This is a genomic window from Oceanihabitans sp. 2_MG-2023, from assembly GCF_030547245.1.
Taxonomy (GTDB): domain Bacteria; phylum Bacteroidota; class Bacteroidia; order Flavobacteriales; family Flavobacteriaceae; genus Oceanihabitans.
This window is the reverse complement of the sequence record NZ_JAUOQT010000004.1, coordinates 46,593-67,120: the sequence shown is the minus strand read 5'-3', so window position 1 is coordinate 67,120 and position 20,528 is coordinate 46,593. Positions and strand designations below refer to the sequence as shown.

The window sequence follows — 20,528 nt, the reverse complement described above, 5'->3', positions numbered from 1 at the left end:
AAATAAAAAATATGGCAACGATAAAACCTTTTAAAGCAGTTAGACCTACACGAGACAAAGTAAGTCTGGTTGCCTCACGCTCCTATCAAACCTACACGCAAGCAGAACGAGAAGCGCGATTAGATTACAATCCGTTTTCGTTTTTACACATTGTAAATCCTGGTTACAAATATGCACATGAAATTACTGGGGAAGAACGCTATACTTTAGTAAAGAATAGATATTCAGAATTTAAAGAAGATAACATTTTTGTTCAAGATAAAAAGCCTTCCTTTTACATTTATAAAATTGTAGATAGAGAAAAGCAGGTTTTTCATGGTATCGTTGCTGCAACAAGTGCAGAAGATTATGAAAATAATATTATTAGAAAACACGAAGACACTTTAGAGCATCGCGAAACCATTTTTAAAGAATATTTAAAAACGGTTGGATTTAATGCAGAACCTGTACTACTCACCTATCCTGATAATAAAATTATTGCTTCCATTTTAAAGGAAACCGAAAAGGAACGAGCAGAATTTGAGTTTACAACAACCTATAGAGACACACACTATCTTTGGAAAATAGAAGACGAAACAACTATTAAAACCATTACTGAAGAATTTAAAAACATGGAAACCATCTATATTGCAGATGGGCATCATCGTTGTTCCTCTTCCTATTTATTAAGCAAAGATTTAAAAGAAAGCAACCCCAATCACAACGAGAAAGAAGCTTATAATTTCTTTATGAGTTTTCTAATACCAGAATCCGAACTTCGTATTCATGAATTTAATAGACTGGTTAAAGATTTAAATGGACTATCTAAAGAGTCCTTTCTAATTAAATTAGATACTGCTTTTAGAATTGAAAACAGAGGGATAATACCATATAAACCAAGTAAAAAACATCATTTTAGCATGTATTTAGATGGCGATTTTTATTCTTTATATTTACGAAAAACAAAGTATTCCTTTATTAATTCGTTAGACGCTTTAGATGCACAACTGCTTTATAAAACAATTTTGCAACCTATTTTAGGTATTGACGATTTAAGAAATGACAGAAGGATTAAATATTTGAACGGAAAGAAAGATATTATCAATTTAAAAAGCAGCATCGATAATGGTGAATTTGCAGTCGGTTTTGGTATGGTTCCTGTATCGATTCCAGAAATGAAACAAATAGCAGACGATGGACTAAAAATGCCTCCGAAGAGCACTTATATTGAACCTAAATTACGAAGTGGCGTAACCATTTATGAATTTTAGCTTTAAGGCTAAAAAATAAAAATTATTTGTCATTCTGATCGCAGTCGAGCAACCTGAGGAATTACTAAAATGAGTCAATAACATTAATAAAATTTCTGCTTGTGCAGGAAATAATATGAGCATAACAAAAAATTTACAAGACATACAATCGCAGCTACCAAAAAACGTAACACTTGTTGCTGTTTCTAAAACCAAACCTGTAAGCGACATCATGCAAGCATATCAATCTGGACAACGCATTTTTGGCGAAAATAAGATTCAAGATATGGTAGAAAAGTTTGATGAGATGCCAAAAGATATCCAATGGCACATGATTGGTCATGTACAACGAAACAAAGTAAAGTACATGGCACACTTTGTACGTTTAATTCATGGTGTAGAAAACTTTAAAACATTAAAAGAAATTGACAAACAAGCTGCGAAACATAACCGAATTATAGATTGTTTGTTACAAATAAAAATAGCTTCCGAAGACTCTAAATTTGGTATGACTGCTAATGAAGCTTCCGAAATATTACAATCAAAAGAATTTTCAGAATTAAAAAACGTTAATGTAATTGGTGTTATGGGAATGGCTACTTTTACCGATAACGAAGAACAAATCCGAAGTGAATTTAATCTATTAAAGTCTACTTTTAATGACTTAAAGCTATACAATCAAAAGCTAACAACCATATCCATGGGAATGAGTGGCGATTATAAACTAGCAATAGATTGCGGCAGTACTATGGTTCGCGTTGGAAGTAGTATATTTGGCGTACGTAACCAATAGAGAATATAGAAAATCAATTTTTAAAATAAAAAATTAGTTTCGACAATAAATACTATGAAATCAAAAACTAAATAACTTTTAGTTTTTAACTATTAAATTTTAAATGTATTGTACACAATAGTAGACATAGAAACCACAGGTGGAAAGTATAATGAAGAAGGAATTACAGAGATTGCTATCTACAAATACAATGGTCACGAAATAGTAGACCAATTTATAAGCCTAGTAAATCCAGAACGAGAAATACAACCTTTTGTAGTTAACCTTACTGGAATAAACAACAATATGTTACGTAATGCTCCTAAGTTTTACGAGATTGCAAAACGCATTGTAGAGATTACTCAAGAAACAATTTTAGTAGCACATAATGCTAAATTTGATTATAGAATTTTACGTACAGAATTTAGACGATTAGGTTTCGATTTTAAACGTAAAACCCTTTGCACAGTAGAACTCTCTAAAGAACTTATTCCAGATCAGCCTTCCTATAGCTTAGGTAAACTAACCAGAGCTTTAGGAATCCCTGTTGCAGATAGACATAGAGCTTCTGGAGATGCATTTGCAACAGTCAAGCTCTTTAAAATGCTACTAGATAAAGATTTGAAAAAAAATATTATTCAAGAATCTATTAGACAAGAACCTAAGAATCAAGTAGAATCGAGATTATTAAATATTATAGAAACTTTACCATCAATAACTGGAGTCTATTTTATGCATAAAGCAGATGGCGAAATTATTTATATTGGTAAAAGCAAAAACATAAGAAAACGAGTAAACCAACACTTTACGGGAACTTCCCATAAATCTAAAAAAATACAATTACAAGTAGCTACTGTAACCTACGAATCCTGTGGAAGCGAACTAGTCGCTTTATTAAAAGAAAGCGAAGCTATTAAACAGAACAAGCCTATTTACAATAGAGCTTTAAGAAAAACCATTTTTACGCACGCATTATATAGTTATACAGACGAAAAAGGCTATATCAACCTAAAAATTGATAAAGTAGATGGACGCAAAAAACCAATAACCACTTTTAGCAATAGACAAAGTGCAAAAAGTTTTATGTTTAGCAGAACAGAAGAATACAACCTTTGTCAAAAATTAAATGGTTTATACGATACCAAAACAAGCTGTTTTAATTACTCTATTAAATCTTGCGAAGGTGCTTGCATACAAGAAGAAGAGGTAGAAAACTATAACAAACGTGTACTACAACTTATTAATAAAAACGCATTTGTTAGCGAAAACATTGTAATTATAGACCGAGGTCGTGATATCGATGAACGCGCGGCTATTCTAATTCAAAATGGCGTATTTAAAGGCATAGGATTTTACAATCTAAACTATCAAATAAACAATATAGATGTTTTAGAATCTATTATTACTCCAATGGAAAACAATAGAGATACCCAACATATTATTAAAAGTTATTTAAGACGAAATAAAAAACTAAAGGTTTTAAATTTAGATTAACATGAATAAACCTTACCTACTTTTATCCTTACTCATCACTACAACCTTTTTGGTACAATCACTACGGTTTACTTGTGGATTAAAGAATTTTACCCATCTTAAAAAAAACAATAAATAAAGTAGTTAGTATACAAAACAACACATCTATTGTATTAAAAAGGAAGTAATAAATCTTTTTCACTACTTTTGAAACTATGAGTAACACATCTTACAAAAACTGGAAAGAAAGACTTCATGAAATTATTTATGAAGCAGATACTCCTGCAGGTAAATTATTTGATGTAGTATTACTTGTTGCAATTATTGCAAGTATCTTACTAGTTATGCTAGAAAGTGTAAAAAGCATCGATATAAAATATCATAATCTTCTTAATATTTCAGAATGGATAATAACGATTTTATTTTCTATAGAATATATAGCAAGAATTATAACGGTAAATAAGCCTTTAAAATACATTACTAGTTTTTATGGTGTTATAGATTTACTTTCTACAATTCCAAAATACTTATCGCTAATTTTTGGAGGAGTTCATGCACTAGCAGCATTAAGAGCTTTACGTTTATTACGCGTATTTAGAATATTAAAACTGGCACGTTACTTAGGAGCTTCAAACAATTTAGTAAATGCTTTAAAAGCAAGTAGAGCAAAAATATCTGTGTTTTTATTTGCAGTGATAATTGTTGCTGTTATTTTAGGTACTATCATGTATATGATTGAAGGCGAAGAAAATGGTTTTACAAACATTCCTAAAAGTGTATATTGGTGTATTGTAACACTTACAACTGTAGGTTTTGGTGATATTGCTCCACAAACCCCTTTGGGGCAATTTATAGCATCTTTAGTCATGATTTTAGGGTACGGAATTATTGCGGTACCAACAGGAATTGTTTCTGCAGAATATACCAACCAAAACAAAGAAGAAAAACAAAAAAAAGAGGATACTGTCCACGTAAACTCTCAATCTTGCAGAAATTGTTTAAAAGAAAAACACCAAGACAACGCAGACTTTTGTTATAATTGTGGTGAAAAACTGCATCCTTAAATAACGCCTTTTGATTATTACTCCTAAATACCTAATTTCTATAGTTGGACCAACAGCAATTGGGAAAACAAGCCTTAGTATTAAACTTGCGCAACATTATAATACCGAAATTATTTCGGCAGATTCTAGACAATTTTTCAAAGAAATGCAAATTGGCACTGCTGCTCCTACTCCACAAGAATTGGCTGAAGCGAAACATCATTTTATTCACCATAAATCTATTCAAGAGGAATACAGTGTTGGCTCTTTCGAAAAAGATGCGATACAAAAACTTGAAGAGCTACATAAAATGCATGATGTAGTAATTATGGTTGGTGGTTCAGGATTATATGTAGATGCCGTAACTAAAGGATTAGATTATTTTCCAGATGTAGATAAAAGCATTCGAGAAAAACTGAATATTCGGTTAAAAAACGAAGGTTTAGAAACGCTTCAAAAACAATTAAAAGAATTAGACGAAGCGACTTATAATACCATTGCATTAAAAAATCCGCAACGGGTTATTCGAGCACTAGAAGTCTGTATTGGCACAGGAAAACCCTATGCTTCTTTTATTAATAAAGAAAAAAATAGAAGGCCTTTTAAAACAATAACTATTGGTTTAACAGCAGATCGAGATATTATTTATAACCGAATTAATACACGTGTAGATATTATGCTAGAAGAAGGTTTGCTAGACGAAGCGAAAAAATTAATTCCAAACAAAAAATTAAACGCCTTAAACACTGTTGGTTATAAGGAGATTTTTAATTATTTTAGTGAAACGTGGTCGTTAGAATTTGCAATCAGCGAAATAAAAAAGAATTCTCGCAGATTTGCTAAGCGTCAACTTACGTGGTTTAAAAGAAATGAGAAAACCTTATGGTTTGATTATAAAACAGCACTAGAACCAATAATTAAAAAAATCACACATGAAATCAATACCAAATAGAATACCCTGTGTTTTCATAATGCTAAGTTTTCTTCTACTTTCTTGTGAAAAAAAAGAACATAGAAACCCGCTAATAGATTACAGTGCTAAAAACGAATTGCTTTTTGTTGAAACCATGCAAAAACATTTAAATGCCGTTTCAAATAAAGACTTAAAAACCTTAAAAAGCACTCTATCTCCAAAAGGAAATATGCAACTTATTTTACCAAAAACAGAAATCACCAATACTGTTGCCGATTTTATAGCATATCATAAAGCATGGTTTGCATCTAAAACACCATGGACTTTTGAAACTAAAATATTAAATACAGAAATTGGAACCGATTTTGGCATCGCTATTACCGAAATCATATATCGAGAACCCGAAAGAAATGGAAAACCCTATTTTAATAGAATGCATGTAAGTTATGCGCTTCAAAAAATAGATAACACTTGGTACATCATAAAAGATCACGCTAGTTCTATTGAAAAATCTACTGACCTAAAGCAAGAATAACTCTTAATAATTAAATATATCTATCCTTAAAAACAAATAGATGAGTCGAGCAACAACCATCCAAGAAGTTTTACATCAATTAGACGCTATTATAGAACAAGCTATATTAAATAATGATAGAGTTGGCTTATTTGCTTTTATATACCGAAGAACGACTGCTGAAATACAAAAGGAAATTTTATTAGGAAATTTTGAAGATAATGAACGTTTAGAAAAATTAGATGTTGCTTTTGCAAACCTTTATTTAGATGCTCATGCTAATTATTCTAAAAAGACACCTGTAAGTAAATCCTGGGAATTTGCGTTTTATGCCAAAAACGAAAGTCTTACTATTTTACAGCACATACTTTTAGGTATGAATGCACATATAAATTTAGACCTGAGTATTTCTACAAGTACAACGATGGTGAATTCTAATTTAATTACAATTGAAAACGATTTTAATAAAGTAAATGATATTCTTTTTCATATTGTTAATGAAATGCAAGACCGACTAAGTAAGGTGTCACGCCTTATGTTTCTCTTAGATTTTATTGGAAAAAAAACCGATGAAAAAATAATAGACTTTAGTATGCGAAAAGCAAGACAACAAGCTTGGAATAATGCTAATTTATTATGGGCTTTAGGAAATAACAACAATACTGAAGCTATAAATAAAATTGACTTACTGGTTGTAAAGCTTTCCCAAATTATTAAATCGCCAAAATCTAAAATTTTAAAATTTGCCTTACAACTTATAGGTAAATTTGAAGAAAAAAATGTTGGCCTTATTATATCTAAACTTAAAGCTTAAAAGTCTCAGCTAATTTTTTTTAAAAAACAGAAAATAAAAAATCCAACTTAAAAAAGTTGGATTTTTTATTTATATATATACTAAAATTTTAAGCTTCTGTATTAACTACTAGTCTAAAGCCTTCACCATGTATGTTTAATATTTCTACCTTTTCATCCAGTTTTAAATATTTACGTAGCTTCGCTATATAAACATCCATACTTCTAGAGGTGAAATAATTATCGTCTCTCCAAATTTTTGTTAATGCTAATTCTCTAGGCATTAAATCATTTTCATGTAAAGCTAACAAGCGTAAAAGTTCATTCTCTTTAGGAGATAGTTTTACTTGTTCACCTCCATTGTAAGTTAAAAAACGAAGTTTAGAGTTTAAATCAAAACCTCCAATTTTAAACTCAAACTGTTTACTATCAGCAACAGTATCTGAAGCTTTACGTTGAATAATTGCTTTAATTTTCATTAATAACACTTCGCTATCAAATGGCTTGTTTAAATAATCATCTGCACCAACTTTGTATCCTTTAAGAACATCTTCTTTCATTGCTTTTGCAGTTAAGAAAATAATTGGCACTTCTGTATTTTTCTCGCGTATTTCTTTAGCTAAAGTGAAACCATCTTTATAAGGCATCATGACATCTAAAATACATAAATCGAAATCATCTTTTTTGAATTTTTCAAAGCCCTCCATACCATTTTTGGCATGTGTAACTTCGTAATCATTCATCATTAAATAATCTTTTAAAACGGTTCCGAAATTTGGGTCGTCCTCTACTAATAATATCCTCTTTTGTTGTTCGTTCATAGCTTTATGATATTAATGGAAGCCTTATTGTAAAAGTACTTCCTTTGTCTTTTTCACTTTCTACTGATATGTGACCATGATGGTCGTCTATCATTCTTTTTACATATGCAAGACCTAATCCGTGTCCTTTTACATTATGTATGTTTCCTGTGTGTTCTCTATAAAATTTTTCAAAAACACGTTTTTGAGCTATTTTGCTCATACCACTTCCATGGTCTTTAATTTTTAATAGAATATTTTCTCCTACATTTTCTGTAGAAACTTCTATTTCTGGTGCTTCTGGAGAATACTTAATAGCATTGTCCAAAATATTTACTATCACATTGGTAAAGTGAGTATCGTTAGCTAAGACCGAAGTCTTATCTGCTATAAGGTTTGTTTTTAAATATCCCTTCTTATCTTCTATAATTAACTCTACATGTGTAATTGCATCTTCTATTAAGTCGTGCAAGTCTACATTTTCCTTACTAATGTTTAGTTCATTTTTTTCAAGTTTAGATATTCTTAGTACATTTTCTACTTGTGCATGCATGCGTTTATTCTCATCTTTTATCATGCTGAGATAACGAAGCACTTTTTCTTTATCGTCTATAATTTTTGGATTTCTTATAGCATCTAAAGCCAAGTTAATAGTAGCAATAGGTGTTTTAAACTCATGCGTCATATTATTAATGAAATCTGTTTTAATTTCCGAAATTTTTCGTTGTCTAAAAAGCTGCAATAATGCACTCGCGTAAGCTAAAATAATAATACCAGTAAATACTATAGACAAAATCATCATGCTAATTATTGAAGACCAAATAAATTTATTGTGTTCTGGAAAATTTACAAGCAATCTATAATTATTATCGTTTAATTCGTTTTCAAAAATTGGCACACTAAAAGTAGATGCATTTTGTAACTCGAATGCTTCACTGTGTACTTTTGTTGCTAGATCATTATCGTAAATTGCATATTGAAAATCTATATTAATATTATCTTCATTAAGCTGTTTTTTTAATAATCTATTAATTTCTTTATTTAAAACTCTTTTATGAATTGGCATTCTACTAGCAAATGTTCTAAAAGCTTTTTCAAAATTTATTTTTTCTGCTTCTGTAAGTCTTCCTGAGTTAGAAATACTTAATACTGGATTCATATTTAAATCGGAATCAGTTCCGTTAGAATTTGAATAAATTTTGGTTTCCGAATTGCTTAGTATTCTTTGTATATTAATACTATCTCTATCTAAACCTATGTCAAAGAACGCGGAAGACAATGTGTGATTCTCTTCAAAAATACCACTCTTATACACTATCGTTTCGTTAGTGTTTTGGTTTTGTTGTACTATAAATAAGTTCTTAATTGCTACAGTGTCTGCTTGCTTTTTTTGTTCTGCAAGCTGTTGAAACATGGTGTAATACTTATCTAGCTCCTTATTTTCAATAGCAGCTGTTGTATAACTTAATGCTTTTTTTACATTAAAATTAAACTGCTCTTTTTTATTATCTACCGAGTTTTTAATATAATATGCTTGTACAGAAATAATTCCTATAAGCGATAAACTCATTAAAATAATTAGTAAGATGAATAACTTTTTGCTCATCTGGTCAAAATTAACATTTTAACATTTAGGTGTTATAGCTTTTAACCTTACATTAACAAAAATGTTAAAATTATAGACTTATAATTGATTTAAGTAACTCATTATGGGTTTTTTGCACCTGAAAAATAGTATCTTCTAAAATATCGTTATAAATTACATACTGAGACAATGCTATTTTCTCTTCGTCTTTCCATTGATTATTCATAATTGCTTCAATTTTAGAAACTGTTGTATTGTCTCTTTTTAACAAACGTTCCATTCGCGTATCTATTGCTGCTGTTACAGTTATTATATAATCGCAATGTTTGTAGCTTCCGTTTTCAAATAAAATAGCTACTTCTTTAATGATGTATGGTGCATCTTGTTTTTTAAGCCATCTTTTAAAATGTTGCGCTACTTTTGGATGTACTATAGCATTCATTTTTTTTAATAAACTTTCGTCATTAAAAATAAGCTTCGCTAAATACGGTCTGTTAAGTTTTTCATTTTTATACGCATCTTCGCCAAAAAGCGCTATTAACTTTCTCTTAATAACTTTAGACCTATTCATGAGCTTTTTAGCTTCATCATCAGCAATGTAAATAGGCACTCCAAGTTTATTAAACTCTTTTGCAACTGTAGTTTTCCCACTACCAATCCCACCTGTAAGACCAACTATTTTCATGTGTTATATTGTAATTAATACGTAATATTACTTACGTGCTTGAAGTTTCATTCTGTAATAATAAATTCAATAAACTCTTGCTTGATTTTAAAGTGCTTTACGGCTTCTGGCTTTTTATCAAGCTTAGGTACTAAATACGTTTGCCCTTTTACTAGTTTACTATAATCACAAATTACTTTAAAATCTTTGGCTTCTATGGAGTTAAATTTAGCCAAACTTGTATAATAGGAAACATTTACTGTCTTTGGAAAATGTTTTAGCTTAATATCTACAGGCACATTTATTATTTGTACAACAATTGGTAATGTCCCTTCTGTATACTTTTCAACTTTAGCTTCAACATCAATTTTATGCACAGAAAACTTTAAATCTTTAGCTAAGTCATCCAGTTTTAAATTTATAGATTTTGAAATGTTTTGATTTACATTACTAAGAGTAATCGTGTCTGTCTCTATTTTATCCATTTTATCTAATATGGCTTTTGCTCCAATTATTTTAACCGAATCGGGTTGCAAAACAATATTATCTGTTAGGTTATAACCAGGGCTATAACTTATTTTAGAAAGTAATTTAATAGGGACGGTTTTAACTGCATTTACATCATAAGCAAACCACAAACTGTCTGGAACAATATTTACCAATTCTATATTTTTATTAAATTGATTGTGTAATGCTGCAAATGCTTTGTTTTTACTCCAAATGTAAGCAGAATCTGTTTTATCAATATGTTTAGAAAAATCTATTCGTATTTTAGGTTTAGAAAAATGGTATTGCAATAAATCGAACCCATACGTTTTTATAGTAATTTCTAATACTTGACTCGTATCGTTAAGTATTACTTCTTCTTCGGGAATATTAATTTTATCAATATTAAAAACAAAAGTATTTGTATAGCTTTTAGATAATTTAGTAAGTAACAAAATACCAAATGCTAATGCCAAAAACAGTAAAAAAATATTAATTTTTTTTGTTTTTATAAACGATAAAAATTCTAATTTAATCTTATTTAACATTATTTTTTAAAGAATAATTCTGGAAATTGCTCTTCGGGTATTTTATTTAATAAACCGACAATTAAAGTCGATTTAAAAAAACCATACCCATAACCATAAAACTGAATACAAATTGCAAGCATAGATTGTATAGCAATAACTATATTTTTTGTTTTTAATATAGCTAAAACAAATGCTAAAACAAAGTACAATGCATATACACATAACAAAACTTTATAATGAAATAAACACAAAACTATAGCTAGAATAAATCCGAAACTAAAAATACTAGGAAACCAATACGTGATTTTCTTTGTTTGTGGATGCCAAGCATTAAGAATTGGCCTCACCATACCAAATTTATATACTTGTGTATAGAATTTAGACCAAGAAATTCTTCTTTTATGATATACATAAGCCTCAGGAATTAATTTTGTTTGGTAGCCAAGTTTCCATAAACGAATAGATAAATCGGGGTCTTCACCAGGATGAATGGAGCCAAATCCTTTTGTTTTAAGGAATGCTTTTTTTGAAATCCCCATGTTAAAACTTCGGGGTTGAAACTTATTTACGCTATTCTTATTCCCTCTAATTCCTCCAGTAGTAATAAAGGATGTCATTGCGAAATTTATAGCTTTTTGTAAATTGGTAAACGAAGTATCTGCTGCATCTGGACCTCCAAAACAGTCTACATACTCTTTATCTAGACTATTACTAACTTCATTTAAATATTGTGAAGGCAAAATACAATCACTATCTAAAATAATAAAATAGTTACCGGTCGCTTTATACATTCCAAAATTTCTAGAATCACCAGGACCTGAGTTGGACTTAAAATAGTATGCTATATCTAATTGATCTGTATATTTATTTACAACCTCTTTAGAGGTCTTTGTCGAGCCATCTTCTACAATAACAACTTGAAAGCTTGCTTTTGTTTTTAATAGCGTAAAACTATGCAATAACTCATCAATTTCTTGAGGTCTGTTATAAACAGGAATAATAAATGAAAAGTCTAAATGCATGCTACAAATGTAAGACAATCGAATAAATTATTATCTTTCAAAAATCAGTATCTTTATATAAAATTGTATTAACAATGAGTTCAAAAAATATTTTTATTCATATTCCTAAAACTGGAGGCACTACAATTAATTGTGTGATGAATAAAACAGAATGGCAAACCAAACCAGATTTTAATTATAGACATATTTTATATGAAACTAAAAGGTCTAATTCGAAAGATATTTTTAATCCATTAAACTACAATAAATATGATGCATATCATATATTCATGTTGTTAAGAAATCCTATAGACAGACTTATTTCTGAATACTATTTTATTAAAGACAGACAAGAGTTTATGTCACTAATTAAACCAGTACCAAGAAATTTAAAAGAATATATTAAAAGTAAACAAACGCAAAACTATATGATTGGTTTCCTATTAGGAAAAAGAATGTATGACGAAGAATTAGTAACCCAAAGCGACTACGATTTAGTTATTAATACGATTAACAACTTACCTATTAATGTTGGTGTTTTTGAAGAATACGCAAAATCACTACAACACTTTAGTTCAATTACAGGAATAAAATTACCGAAAAACATTGATATTAAACGAATAACACTTAATAGGCCTAAGCTTGATAAGGTATCTCAAGAGATTAAAGATTTAGTAATAAAACATAATGCCTTAGATTTTAAGCTATATAATTATTGCGTAAAAAAGTTTGAAGAAAACACCAAAGATTTAAAACAAAATAAATCTTTAAATTTTAGAGGAGATAAATATAATTATGTATTGAAATATACAGAGCGATTTAACCTTTTAGAAATAGGAATTAAAAACAAAAAATTTATTTATAACAATACCGCTTTTTTTCAAGAGTTAAATAATTATTTACACCATAGTTTAAAACTTAAAGATGGAGAAGAATATGTTTCTATGTGGAATGCTTGTTTTATTAAGACTATTAACAGCACCTATACGAACTCTCCATTATCGATTCAACTTAATAAATTAAAGGACGAAAAAGATCCTTTAAAAAATACCGAAGCGATATGCAGTGTAATAAATAAAACCATAATGGGGAACTCCTTTCTTAAATACAATAAGAAGCTACATTTTAATAAAAATTTAATACCAGAAAAAGCATCTAATACAAATACAAGCTTTTTTACTTCAATTAAAAACAAGATATTTAAATAACGAAAACATAAGTTTCATAATATATATATTAAAAAAAGCCACCTTAAAGGCGGCTTTTTATTATATATAAGTTCTTAAATATTAATTCTTAAGTACTCTTACCGTTTCTGTAACACCACCTATTGTTACTTTAACAAAGTAGGCTCCAGATTGTAAATTTTCCATACTAATTTCTGTGTCAACCGCATTAGGAGCAGTACGAAGTACTTCTTGACCTAACATATTATAAACAGATACGTTATCGATATCTTTTTGTGCCTTTAATGTTAAAGCACTAGACACTGGATTTGGATAGTAAGTAAAAGCTAAACCATTAGCATTAATATCTGCCGTAGATAATGTAACATCTGCAATAATATCAAAAGTCCCTTCTGTTCTAGAAGCAGTAGGAGACACAGGTACAGCACCGTCACTCCAAACTCTCACATAGTAAGTACCATCAGCTAAGTCCGTTAATGTTATGGTACCACCTGTATCAGAATTGGAACCTGCACACCCTAAAGCATTAACATCTAAAAAGTCACACTCATCAGGATAAATAGCTAAACCGGCTTCATTAGAAGTTCCAGTAGGTGTTGTAGTAACTGTTAATTCATTTGGCCCTCCTGTTAATGTAATAGAGTACCATACATCTGCATGCGTATCAAATGGATCACAATCTGTATCGTCATCACTGCCTGTACCTTGATCTGTAGCTCCAGCTGTAGTACCAGTTGTAGATACACCTAAAGTTAATGTTTCAGAAGCATCACAATTATCATTAGAAGGAGCAGGAATAGATACACTACATGTTGTAGTTAATATAAAATCTCCCGTAGAAGTATCATATCCTTCTACCATAATGTAGAACGTTTCTGTTCCAGTATTTGTTACAGTAACTTCAGATTGCAATGCACAAAAATCATCATTTGTTACTATTTGCGTAGTTGCAGGACAATCCGAATATACAATCATATTGGTATCATAATCAGAGTTACATAAACTAAAAGTAACATCTTCCGTCACACCAGGATTTGAATAAACGTACCATAAATCTGCAGCATCATTACCTCCAGTATTTGTTGCAGCAGCATCAGCCGTACTACCAACAACTTGAGAACCACAAGAAACTGCAATTCCGGTATTACAAGTATCATTTGTAGGAGTTGGAGGCGCTGAGATAGACATAAAATTCCATTCCGTACAACCAGTTGCAACTCCACCAGCATTAGAAGGAACAATCATCCAGTAATACATAGTATCATACTCAAGACCAGTAATCAAAACAAACTCGTCAGTAGTTGTTCCTAAAGAGGTTAGCGCTCCAGAAGTTGTTCCAAAAAACACTTCATATTCGCTAGGAGCACCTCCTGTTCCATCAGGAATCCAAGATAAATCAACAGTACTTCCTAATCCAGTGTTTGTTCCACCAACTGATGGTGTAGGAGATCCTGTACATAATGGCGGGTCTGGTACAACTTGACAAATCACATCTATTGCTGTATCTATATCAGTGGTGGGGTTTCCTGTACCAACTTCTACCCCAATGTTATCTAATATCCGATACGACATTTCGGTGGGATAATCTCCATCTACAGAATGCATCGTTGTTATTTGGTCCCCATCATTAACTGAAATAATCAATGAAGCTTGAGCTCCACTAGTAAAAGTAGCTTCATCAAGTACTACTGATCCGTTTACAAGTACGTCCACGGTACCTCCGTTCCATCCGTCACCCCAAGAGTCATTCATTTCTAAAGTGTAGTCACATTGTGCATTCGCTTGAAAAGAAAAAGCAAAAGCAATAAATGCAATACATAATAAAGTAATTTTTTTCATATTAAATTGGTTTTTGTTAATAAATTATTTAATTAATAAATAAATTTACAAAAAAATCATTAAAAATATATTGATAATACACTAATAATCTGCTAGTTAATTTAGGGAAATGGTAATTTATAGTAAGATTACTATGATTATAGTAAATACATTAAATTTTTAAATAAAAAAAGCCACCCAAAAGGTGGCTTTTTAAATATGAATAAGTTCTAATTAATTAGTTCTTAAGTACTCTTACTGTTTCTGTAGAGTTACCAATTGTTACTTTAACAAAGTAAGCTCCAGATTGTAAAGAAGTCATGTTAACTTCTGTATTAACAGCGTTAGGAGCAGTACGAAGTACTTCTTGACCTAACATGTTGTATACAGATATGTTTTCAATATCTTTTTGTGCTTTTAAAACTAAAGCATTAGATACTGGGTTTGGATAGTAAGTAAATGCTAAACCGTTATCAAAATCTTGATTAGATAAAGTTGAACAAGAAACTAAAGCTTCCCAACCATCTCTTGAAACTGATCCATCTGATGTAAATACAAATGTTAGACACCCAGAAGCATCACTAGAAGTTATTGACATACCTTCTAAATCACCTGTACCTGCTGCAGGAAGATCATCTTCATCCCAACACCAAATTGTTCCACCTGCTGGAGGATCAATAGTTACCGCTAAATCATCTGCACCATCATGAATGGTTAATCCATCAAAACAAGCTGTTGTTCCATTATTTTCAGTAGAGAAAGATGTAAAGTCTATAGTAACAACATCCCCTGGTGAATCTGGACAAATTGTATAGGTAATAGCTTCACCACTTGAGTAATCTCCAGAAGCTCCACCTGAATCTAAAAAGACACCACTAGTACACGTAGGAGGTACAGCTACATAAGGTGTAGCAAATGAAAATGGTCCAGACCAAGCAGATGCACCATCTACACCACAGTCTGTTTGAACATAAAACTCATAGCTATTATCACCAGTTAAACCAGTAGCACTGTATGGGTTCATTACTCCAGAAGCAGTTGCTGTTCCTGTTACAGTTTGACCAGCAGTGATATCAACTAATTCAATATTCCATGAAGTTGCTGTCCCATTTTCTGTCCAACTTAAGTCTGCAGAGGTTTCCATAATATTTGAAGCAGCCAAAGCAGAAGGAGCAGGACATGTTTCTAACGTCGTAAACGCAAAAGGCCCAGCCCATGAAGAGTAGTCACCTCCACAATTAGATCTTACATAAAAAGCATAATCGTTGTTTTCTGTAAGTCCAATTGCTGTGTAAGGATTAGCAACTCCCGTAGCAGTTGGCATTCCTGTTGCAGCACCAGCAGCAGTAACGTCTACTATTTCAATATCCCATAAAGTTGCTGTTCCATTTTCTGTCCATCCTAAATCGGCAGTTGTATCTGCAACATTTGTAGCTGTTAAAACATTAGGAGTTGGACAAGTAGGTAATTCTGTAAAAGATACGTTATCGATAGCAATATCCCCTTCAAATATTCCTGCACTTGTTGCAGAAAAAGTTATTGTTATAGATTGTCCTGCATATACAGCTAAATCTATAGTAGCAAGATCCCAAGGAGTAGCTGCAGTAGTTTGTTGTTCACCTGAAACAGTAAACACACTAGTAGTACCGTTAACTAATACCTCAAGAGTTCCAATTTGTACACCAAACATATGGTAATTAAATGTTAATGCAGGAGCTGTAAGACCTGATAAATCTACCAAAGGAGAAACTAAGTCTGTAACATCACCTGAGGCACCTGAAGATGCTTCTGTAAAAAAGTAATTACCTGTAGTTATTGTAGGGTCTGGTCCTGTACCTCCAGAGGATGTATCTGTTCCAGCAGCTGCCTCCCAATAATATGATCCACCAGTAGCTGACCAACAGTTTTCGCTATTGAATACTGCATCCGTAGTTATAGTAAAAGTTTCAAAATCTTCTGTATATGGTGCAGCAATTGCAGCACATGTGGTACTAAAAGCAAAAGGTCCTACCCAATTAGAAGTTCCACCAACACAATCTGCTCTTACATAAAACTCATATGCAGTATTTTCAGTAAGCATCGTTGCTCCATAAGGGTTAGTTACTCCTGTTGCTGTAGCCGTTCCTGTTGGTGCTGTACCAGCTGTTACTAATTCTACATCCCATAATGTTGCAGTTCCAGCTTCAGTCCAAGCAAGATCAGCAGTTACATCTGTAATGTTAGCAACCGATAAAGTAGTTGGGTCCAAACATGAAGGTGGTGCAGCAGATGTAATTGTAGGAGAAGTTACACAAAATCCCCATTGCCATCCCCCTTGGTCATCGTAAGTAAAACGATATTGAAATCCTGATAACTGTGTAGCAGTATAACCAGAAATATCTAAAACAGCAGATGTATATGCTACTGTATTAGCACATGTTTGATAATCAGTGTTTGTAGAGTTTCCTGCAAATGTTTCTAGAGCAGTCCAAGTCATTGCATCTGCATCGTAAACCTCAATAGCTAAAACATCGCCTCCTAAGGCTCTGTATGTAAACTCACCACTTACGGTAATCCAAGTTTCGCCTGCGCCACTAGCTGCAGTTAAATCGATTACTGGTGATGTTAATTCTAAGTTATCCGCAGAACCGTTTCCTGCTGCATCATCATCCCAAGTTAATGTTGGTTCTGTAGTAGTAGGATTTGATAATAATCCACCAGCAGTATACGTCCCAGAAAGAGACCAGCCAGCATTTGGCCATGTTGCGGCTTGGTTTAATGTTTGTCCATAAGAGCTAAAAGTAAAAACTCCTAGAATTGCAAACATAAAAAACAATGTAATTTTTTTCATAAGAAAATATGGTTTTTAGTTAAAAAAATGTGATTAAGATTCGAAAATATTGATATTATATCACATAATTAGCTAATACGCTAACAAATCGACAAAAAACACTTTTATGCGATAAAAAGCACAATGCTATTCTGTTACAATTAAATGAATTACTGTTTAATCCATTTTAAAATCGATGTTCCTTGCGCTGTAGAAACATAAAGAAGATAATGTCCTGCATTTAGCTGAGAAACCTCCATTTTGCGGCTGTTTTCCTGAACTAAAACACTTTGACCAAGCATGGAATATAACTCTAATTTATAAACTGGTAATTTTGAATTAACCACAATAACATCATTTACAGGATTAGATTGTAAACTAACTTTATTTATTTGAAAGTCATTATTTGACAATGTTGAATTTTCAACAATGTGTATCGTTTGATTAGCACTAACATTATTTATAATGTCTACAACACCACTTAACCAGGTAACTTTAACATAATCTATTGTTGTATCGTTTCCTAAGCCAAAGCTTTCTGTTGTAGAATTTTGAGACATATAACCTTCTCCACTATGTGTATACCTATATTGTTTGTCTCCGTTTATTGAAATTTCAATAACTGAGCCTATACCATCTATATTACTTTGAACACCTTCTAAACTTACTTTTAGCCAATTATTTGTAGTAGTACTAAGGTTTTTCCAAATAAATACATTGTCATCCCCTCCATTATTAACAACAATATCTATAAGACCATCCTTATTTATATCACTTACAGCATTAGAATAACTCTCACTATTATCTCCTAAAAAACCAGCATTAGCAGGCGCTTGAAAGATTCCTGTCCCTATATTTTCATAAAAAGCTGCAGAAACGAAACTAGGCACAGTACCATCTAGAGATCCACTAACATACATATCTATATCTTTATCGTTTTCTGCATCAAGAAAAACAGTTCCCCAACCAATACTATTGTAGCTAGTTCCAGATCCTTCAGTGGCATTAGCAAAAGTACCATCGCCTTCGTTTCTAAACAACACATTACCAGCTGTAGTATTGGTAACATATATATCAAACCAACCATCATTATTATAATCGCCTATGGTTGTCGTCATAGCATCTATAGATATATTTGTTCCTGAATATTCACTTTCATCTACAAAAGTCCCATCTCCATTATTTTTATACATAATGTTTGCGTTATTATATTTATCATTTGAAATATAAATATCTTGCCAGCCATCGTTATTAAAATCAAAAAAAGCAGCACAAAAGGACATGTAAGCAGATGAAGAAATACCAGCAGTTGCACTTACATCTACAAATGTATTATTTCCATTATTTTTATATAGCTTATTTGAAATAGTTTCACTTCTGTTATTAATAAATACATCCAAAAAACCATCATTATCAATATCTCCCCAAGTTGCTCCATATGAAAACATATTTGCGGTACTTATTCCTGAGCTAGAAGTAATATCGACAAAAGTTAAACTTCCTGTATTTTCAAACAATTTATTACCATCAGTATCACTAGTTACAAAGAGATCTTTATCACCATCATTGTCAATATCTACCCAGCTTATTGACTTTGTTCTATAATTAAGATTTATAGTGCTAAATACTTGTTCAACAAAAGTTCCGTTTACATTTTTAAAAAATCTAATGTTTTGTCCAGCACCAGTTGCTAAGGTAATATCATCCCAGCCATCCTTATCAAAATCGACTAAGGATACACCGCTTCCTAAAAAGGGTGTTCCAGAAGAAACATTTACACCTAAAGCTAGAGCTTCATCTTGAAAGTTTATCTGTGATAATATGGTATTAGAAACTAGGAGGAAAAGAAAGAATATGTATTTTTTTATCATAACTGCTTTAAAATTTTTTAATCTATTTACAAGAATTGACTAATTTAAAAAAAATACAACAAACAGACAGTGTAGATTTTATATATACCAAATAAAAAAGACCTTGTTTACACAAAGTCTTTTTTATTATAATATATTAAATAGAAACTATTTATCTATAAAAGCTTCCATTACTTCATTACTAACTCCTACATTACTAAATCCGCCATCATGAAATAAATTTTGTAGGGTTACCATTTTGGTTAAATCACTAAACATAGCTACCGTATAGTTTGCACAATCTAATGCCGTAGCGTTTCCTAAAGGAGACATTTTATCTGCATAGGCAATAAAACCATCAAATCCTTTTACTCCAGAACCTGCAGTTGTTGGTGTTGGCGATTGTGAAATGGTGTTTACTCTAACCGTTTTATCTTTTCCCATAAAATAGCCAAAGCTACGCGCAATACTTTCTAGATACGCTTTATTATCTGCCATATCATTATAGTCTGGAAAAACGCGCTGCGCTGCCATATACGTTAGAGCGACGATACTTCCCCAAGAATTCATAGCATCTTTTTTGTACAAGGTTTGCATTACTTTATGAAAAGACATTGCTGAAATATCGGTTCCTTTTTTGGTCCAATCGTAATTTTGGTCCGTATACGCATTACCTTTTCTTACATTTATAGACATACCAATAGAATGCAAAACAAAATCAATTTTACCTCCTAAAATTTCCATAGATTTTTCAACAAGATTTTCTAAATCTTCTAAAGAAGTAGCATCTGCTGGAATCACTTGAGCACCTGTTTTTTCTGCCAATGCATTAATAGTTCCCATTCTTAAAGCAACAGGAGCATTTGTTAAAACAAAGGTCCCTCCTTCTTCATGAACGCGTTCTGCGGTTTTCCATGCGATGGAGTTTTCATCTAGTGCGCCAAAAATGATTCCTTTTTTTCCTTTTAATAAATTGTACATATGTAATATGTTATTTGGTTTTATTAGTTTTATAAATTGTAATTCAAATATAACTAAATTAATATTTACGAACTACCTATT

At 31.4% G+C, this 20,528-nt stretch carries 17 protein-coding genes; 8 read left to right on the top strand and 9 right to left on the bottom strand.

The genetic code is table 11. The annotated features are described in order from the left end of the window. Window positions 1–11: 11 nt before the first annotated feature. The 7 genes from Q4512_RS09770 (at window position 12) to Q4512_RS09740 (ending at window position 6,758) form a co-directional block, all read left to right on the top strand. Window positions 12–1,250, top strand: coding sequence for a DUF1015 domain-containing protein (locus Q4512_RS09770; protein WP_303424096.1), 1,239 nt, complete (start codon window positions 12–14; stop codon window positions 1,248–1,250). A gap of 115 nt (window positions 1,251–1,365) precedes the next feature. After that, on the top strand, window positions 1,366–2,022 hold the full coding sequence (locus Q4512_RS09765; protein WP_303424095.1) for a YggS family pyridoxal phosphate-dependent enzyme: 657 nt from the start codon (window positions 1,366–1,368) through the stop codon (window positions 2,020–2,022). A gap of 108 nt (window positions 2,023–2,130) precedes the next feature. Continuing rightward, window positions 2,131–3,495, top strand: coding sequence for an exonuclease domain-containing protein (locus Q4512_RS09760; protein ID WP_303424094.1), 1,365 nt, complete (start codon window positions 2,131–2,133; stop codon window positions 3,493–3,495). Between the two features lie 194 nt (window positions 3,496–3,689). Continuing rightward, window positions 3,690–4,538 (top strand): ion transporter, encoded by an 849-nt coding sequence (locus Q4512_RS09755; protein WP_303424093.1) that lies wholly within the window; start codon window positions 3,690–3,692, stop codon window positions 4,536–4,538. Window positions 4,539–4,554: 16 nt separating this feature from the next. Continuing rightward, a complete protein-coding gene (miaA, locus tag Q4512_RS09750) occupies window positions 4,555–5,469 on the top strand; it encodes a tRNA (adenosine(37)-N6)-dimethylallyltransferase MiaA (protein ID WP_303424671.1) in 915 nt (304 codons plus the stop codon). Beyond that, on the top strand, window positions 5,450–5,965 hold the full coding sequence (locus tag Q4512_RS09745) for a nuclear transport factor 2 family protein (RefSeq protein WP_303424092.1): 516 nt from the start codon (window positions 5,450–5,452) through the stop codon (window positions 5,963–5,965). Before miaA ends, Q4512_RS09745 begins: the two co-directional genes overlap by 20 nt. A 40-nt stretch (window positions 5,966–6,005) precedes the next feature. Continuing rightward, on the top strand, window positions 6,006–6,758 hold the full coding sequence (locus Q4512_RS09740; RefSeq protein ID WP_303424091.1) for a DUF5995 family protein: 753 nt from the start codon (window positions 6,006–6,008) through the stop codon (window positions 6,756–6,758). Between the two features lie 88 nt (window positions 6,759–6,846). Here the strand turns inward: Q4512_RS09740 and Q4512_RS09735 are convergent, their stop codons facing one another. From Q4512_RS09735 to Q4512_RS09715, 5 genes are all read right to left on the bottom strand, one after another. Beyond that, a complete protein-coding gene (locus Q4512_RS09735) occupies window positions 6,847–7,557 on the bottom strand; it encodes a response regulator transcription factor (protein WP_303424090.1) in 711 nt (236 codons plus the stop codon). Window positions 7,558–7,561: 4 nt separating this feature from the next. Then, complete coding sequence (locus Q4512_RS09730; protein ID WP_303424089.1) at window positions 7,562–9,142, bottom strand: sensor histidine kinase KdpD; 1,581 nt, start codon at window positions 9,140–9,142, stop codon at window positions 7,562–7,564. 70 nt (window positions 9,143–9,212) lie between these two features. After that, the gene (coaE, locus tag Q4512_RS09725) at window positions 9,213–9,806 is read right to left on the bottom strand and encodes a dephospho-CoA kinase (protein WP_303424088.1); all 594 of its coding nucleotides are present in this window, start codon (window positions 9,804–9,806) and stop codon (window positions 9,213–9,215) included. Window positions 9,807–9,853: 47 nt separating this feature from the next. Continuing rightward, window positions 9,854–10,747, bottom strand: coding sequence for a YbbR-like domain-containing protein (locus Q4512_RS09720; protein WP_303424087.1), 894 nt, complete (start codon window positions 10,745–10,747; stop codon window positions 9,854–9,856). A 71-nt stretch (window positions 10,748–10,818) separates the two neighbouring features. Continuing rightward, window positions 10,819–11,823, bottom strand: a complete 1,005-nt coding sequence (locus Q4512_RS09715) for a glycosyltransferase family 2 protein (RefSeq protein WP_303424086.1) — start codon at window positions 11,821–11,823, stop codon at window positions 10,819–10,821. Between the two features lie 74 nt (window positions 11,824–11,897). On the opposite strand from Q4512_RS09715, the gene Q4512_RS09710 reads away from it, so the two are divergent. Beyond that, window positions 11,898–13,010, top strand: coding sequence for a sulfotransferase family 2 domain-containing protein (locus Q4512_RS09710; RefSeq protein ID WP_303424085.1), 1,113 nt, complete (start codon window positions 11,898–11,900; stop codon window positions 13,008–13,010). 81 nt (window positions 13,011–13,091) lie between these two features. On the opposite strand, the gene Q4512_RS09705 is transcribed toward Q4512_RS09710, so the two are convergent. From Q4512_RS09705 to Q4512_RS09690, 4 genes are all read right to left on the bottom strand, one after another. Then, entirely contained in the window at window positions 13,092–14,828 is a 1,737-nt protein-coding gene (locus Q4512_RS09705) for a T9SS type A sorting domain-containing protein (protein WP_303424084.1), read from the bottom strand. 217 nt (window positions 14,829–15,045) lie between these two features. Continuing rightward, a complete protein-coding gene (locus Q4512_RS09700) occupies window positions 15,046–17,637 on the bottom strand; it encodes a fibronectin type III domain-containing protein (RefSeq protein WP_303424083.1) in 2,592 nt (863 codons plus the stop codon). A gap of 149 nt (window positions 17,638–17,786) precedes the next feature. Then, entirely contained in the window at window positions 17,787–19,487 is a 1,701-nt protein-coding gene (locus Q4512_RS09695; protein WP_303424082.1) for an FG-GAP-like repeat-containing protein, read from the bottom strand. 147 nt (window positions 19,488–19,634) lie between these two features. Continuing rightward, entirely contained in the window at window positions 19,635–20,447 is an 813-nt protein-coding gene (locus tag Q4512_RS09690; protein WP_303424081.1) for an enoyl-ACP reductase, read from the bottom strand. Between the last annotated feature and the right edge of the window lie 81 nt (window positions 20,448–20,528).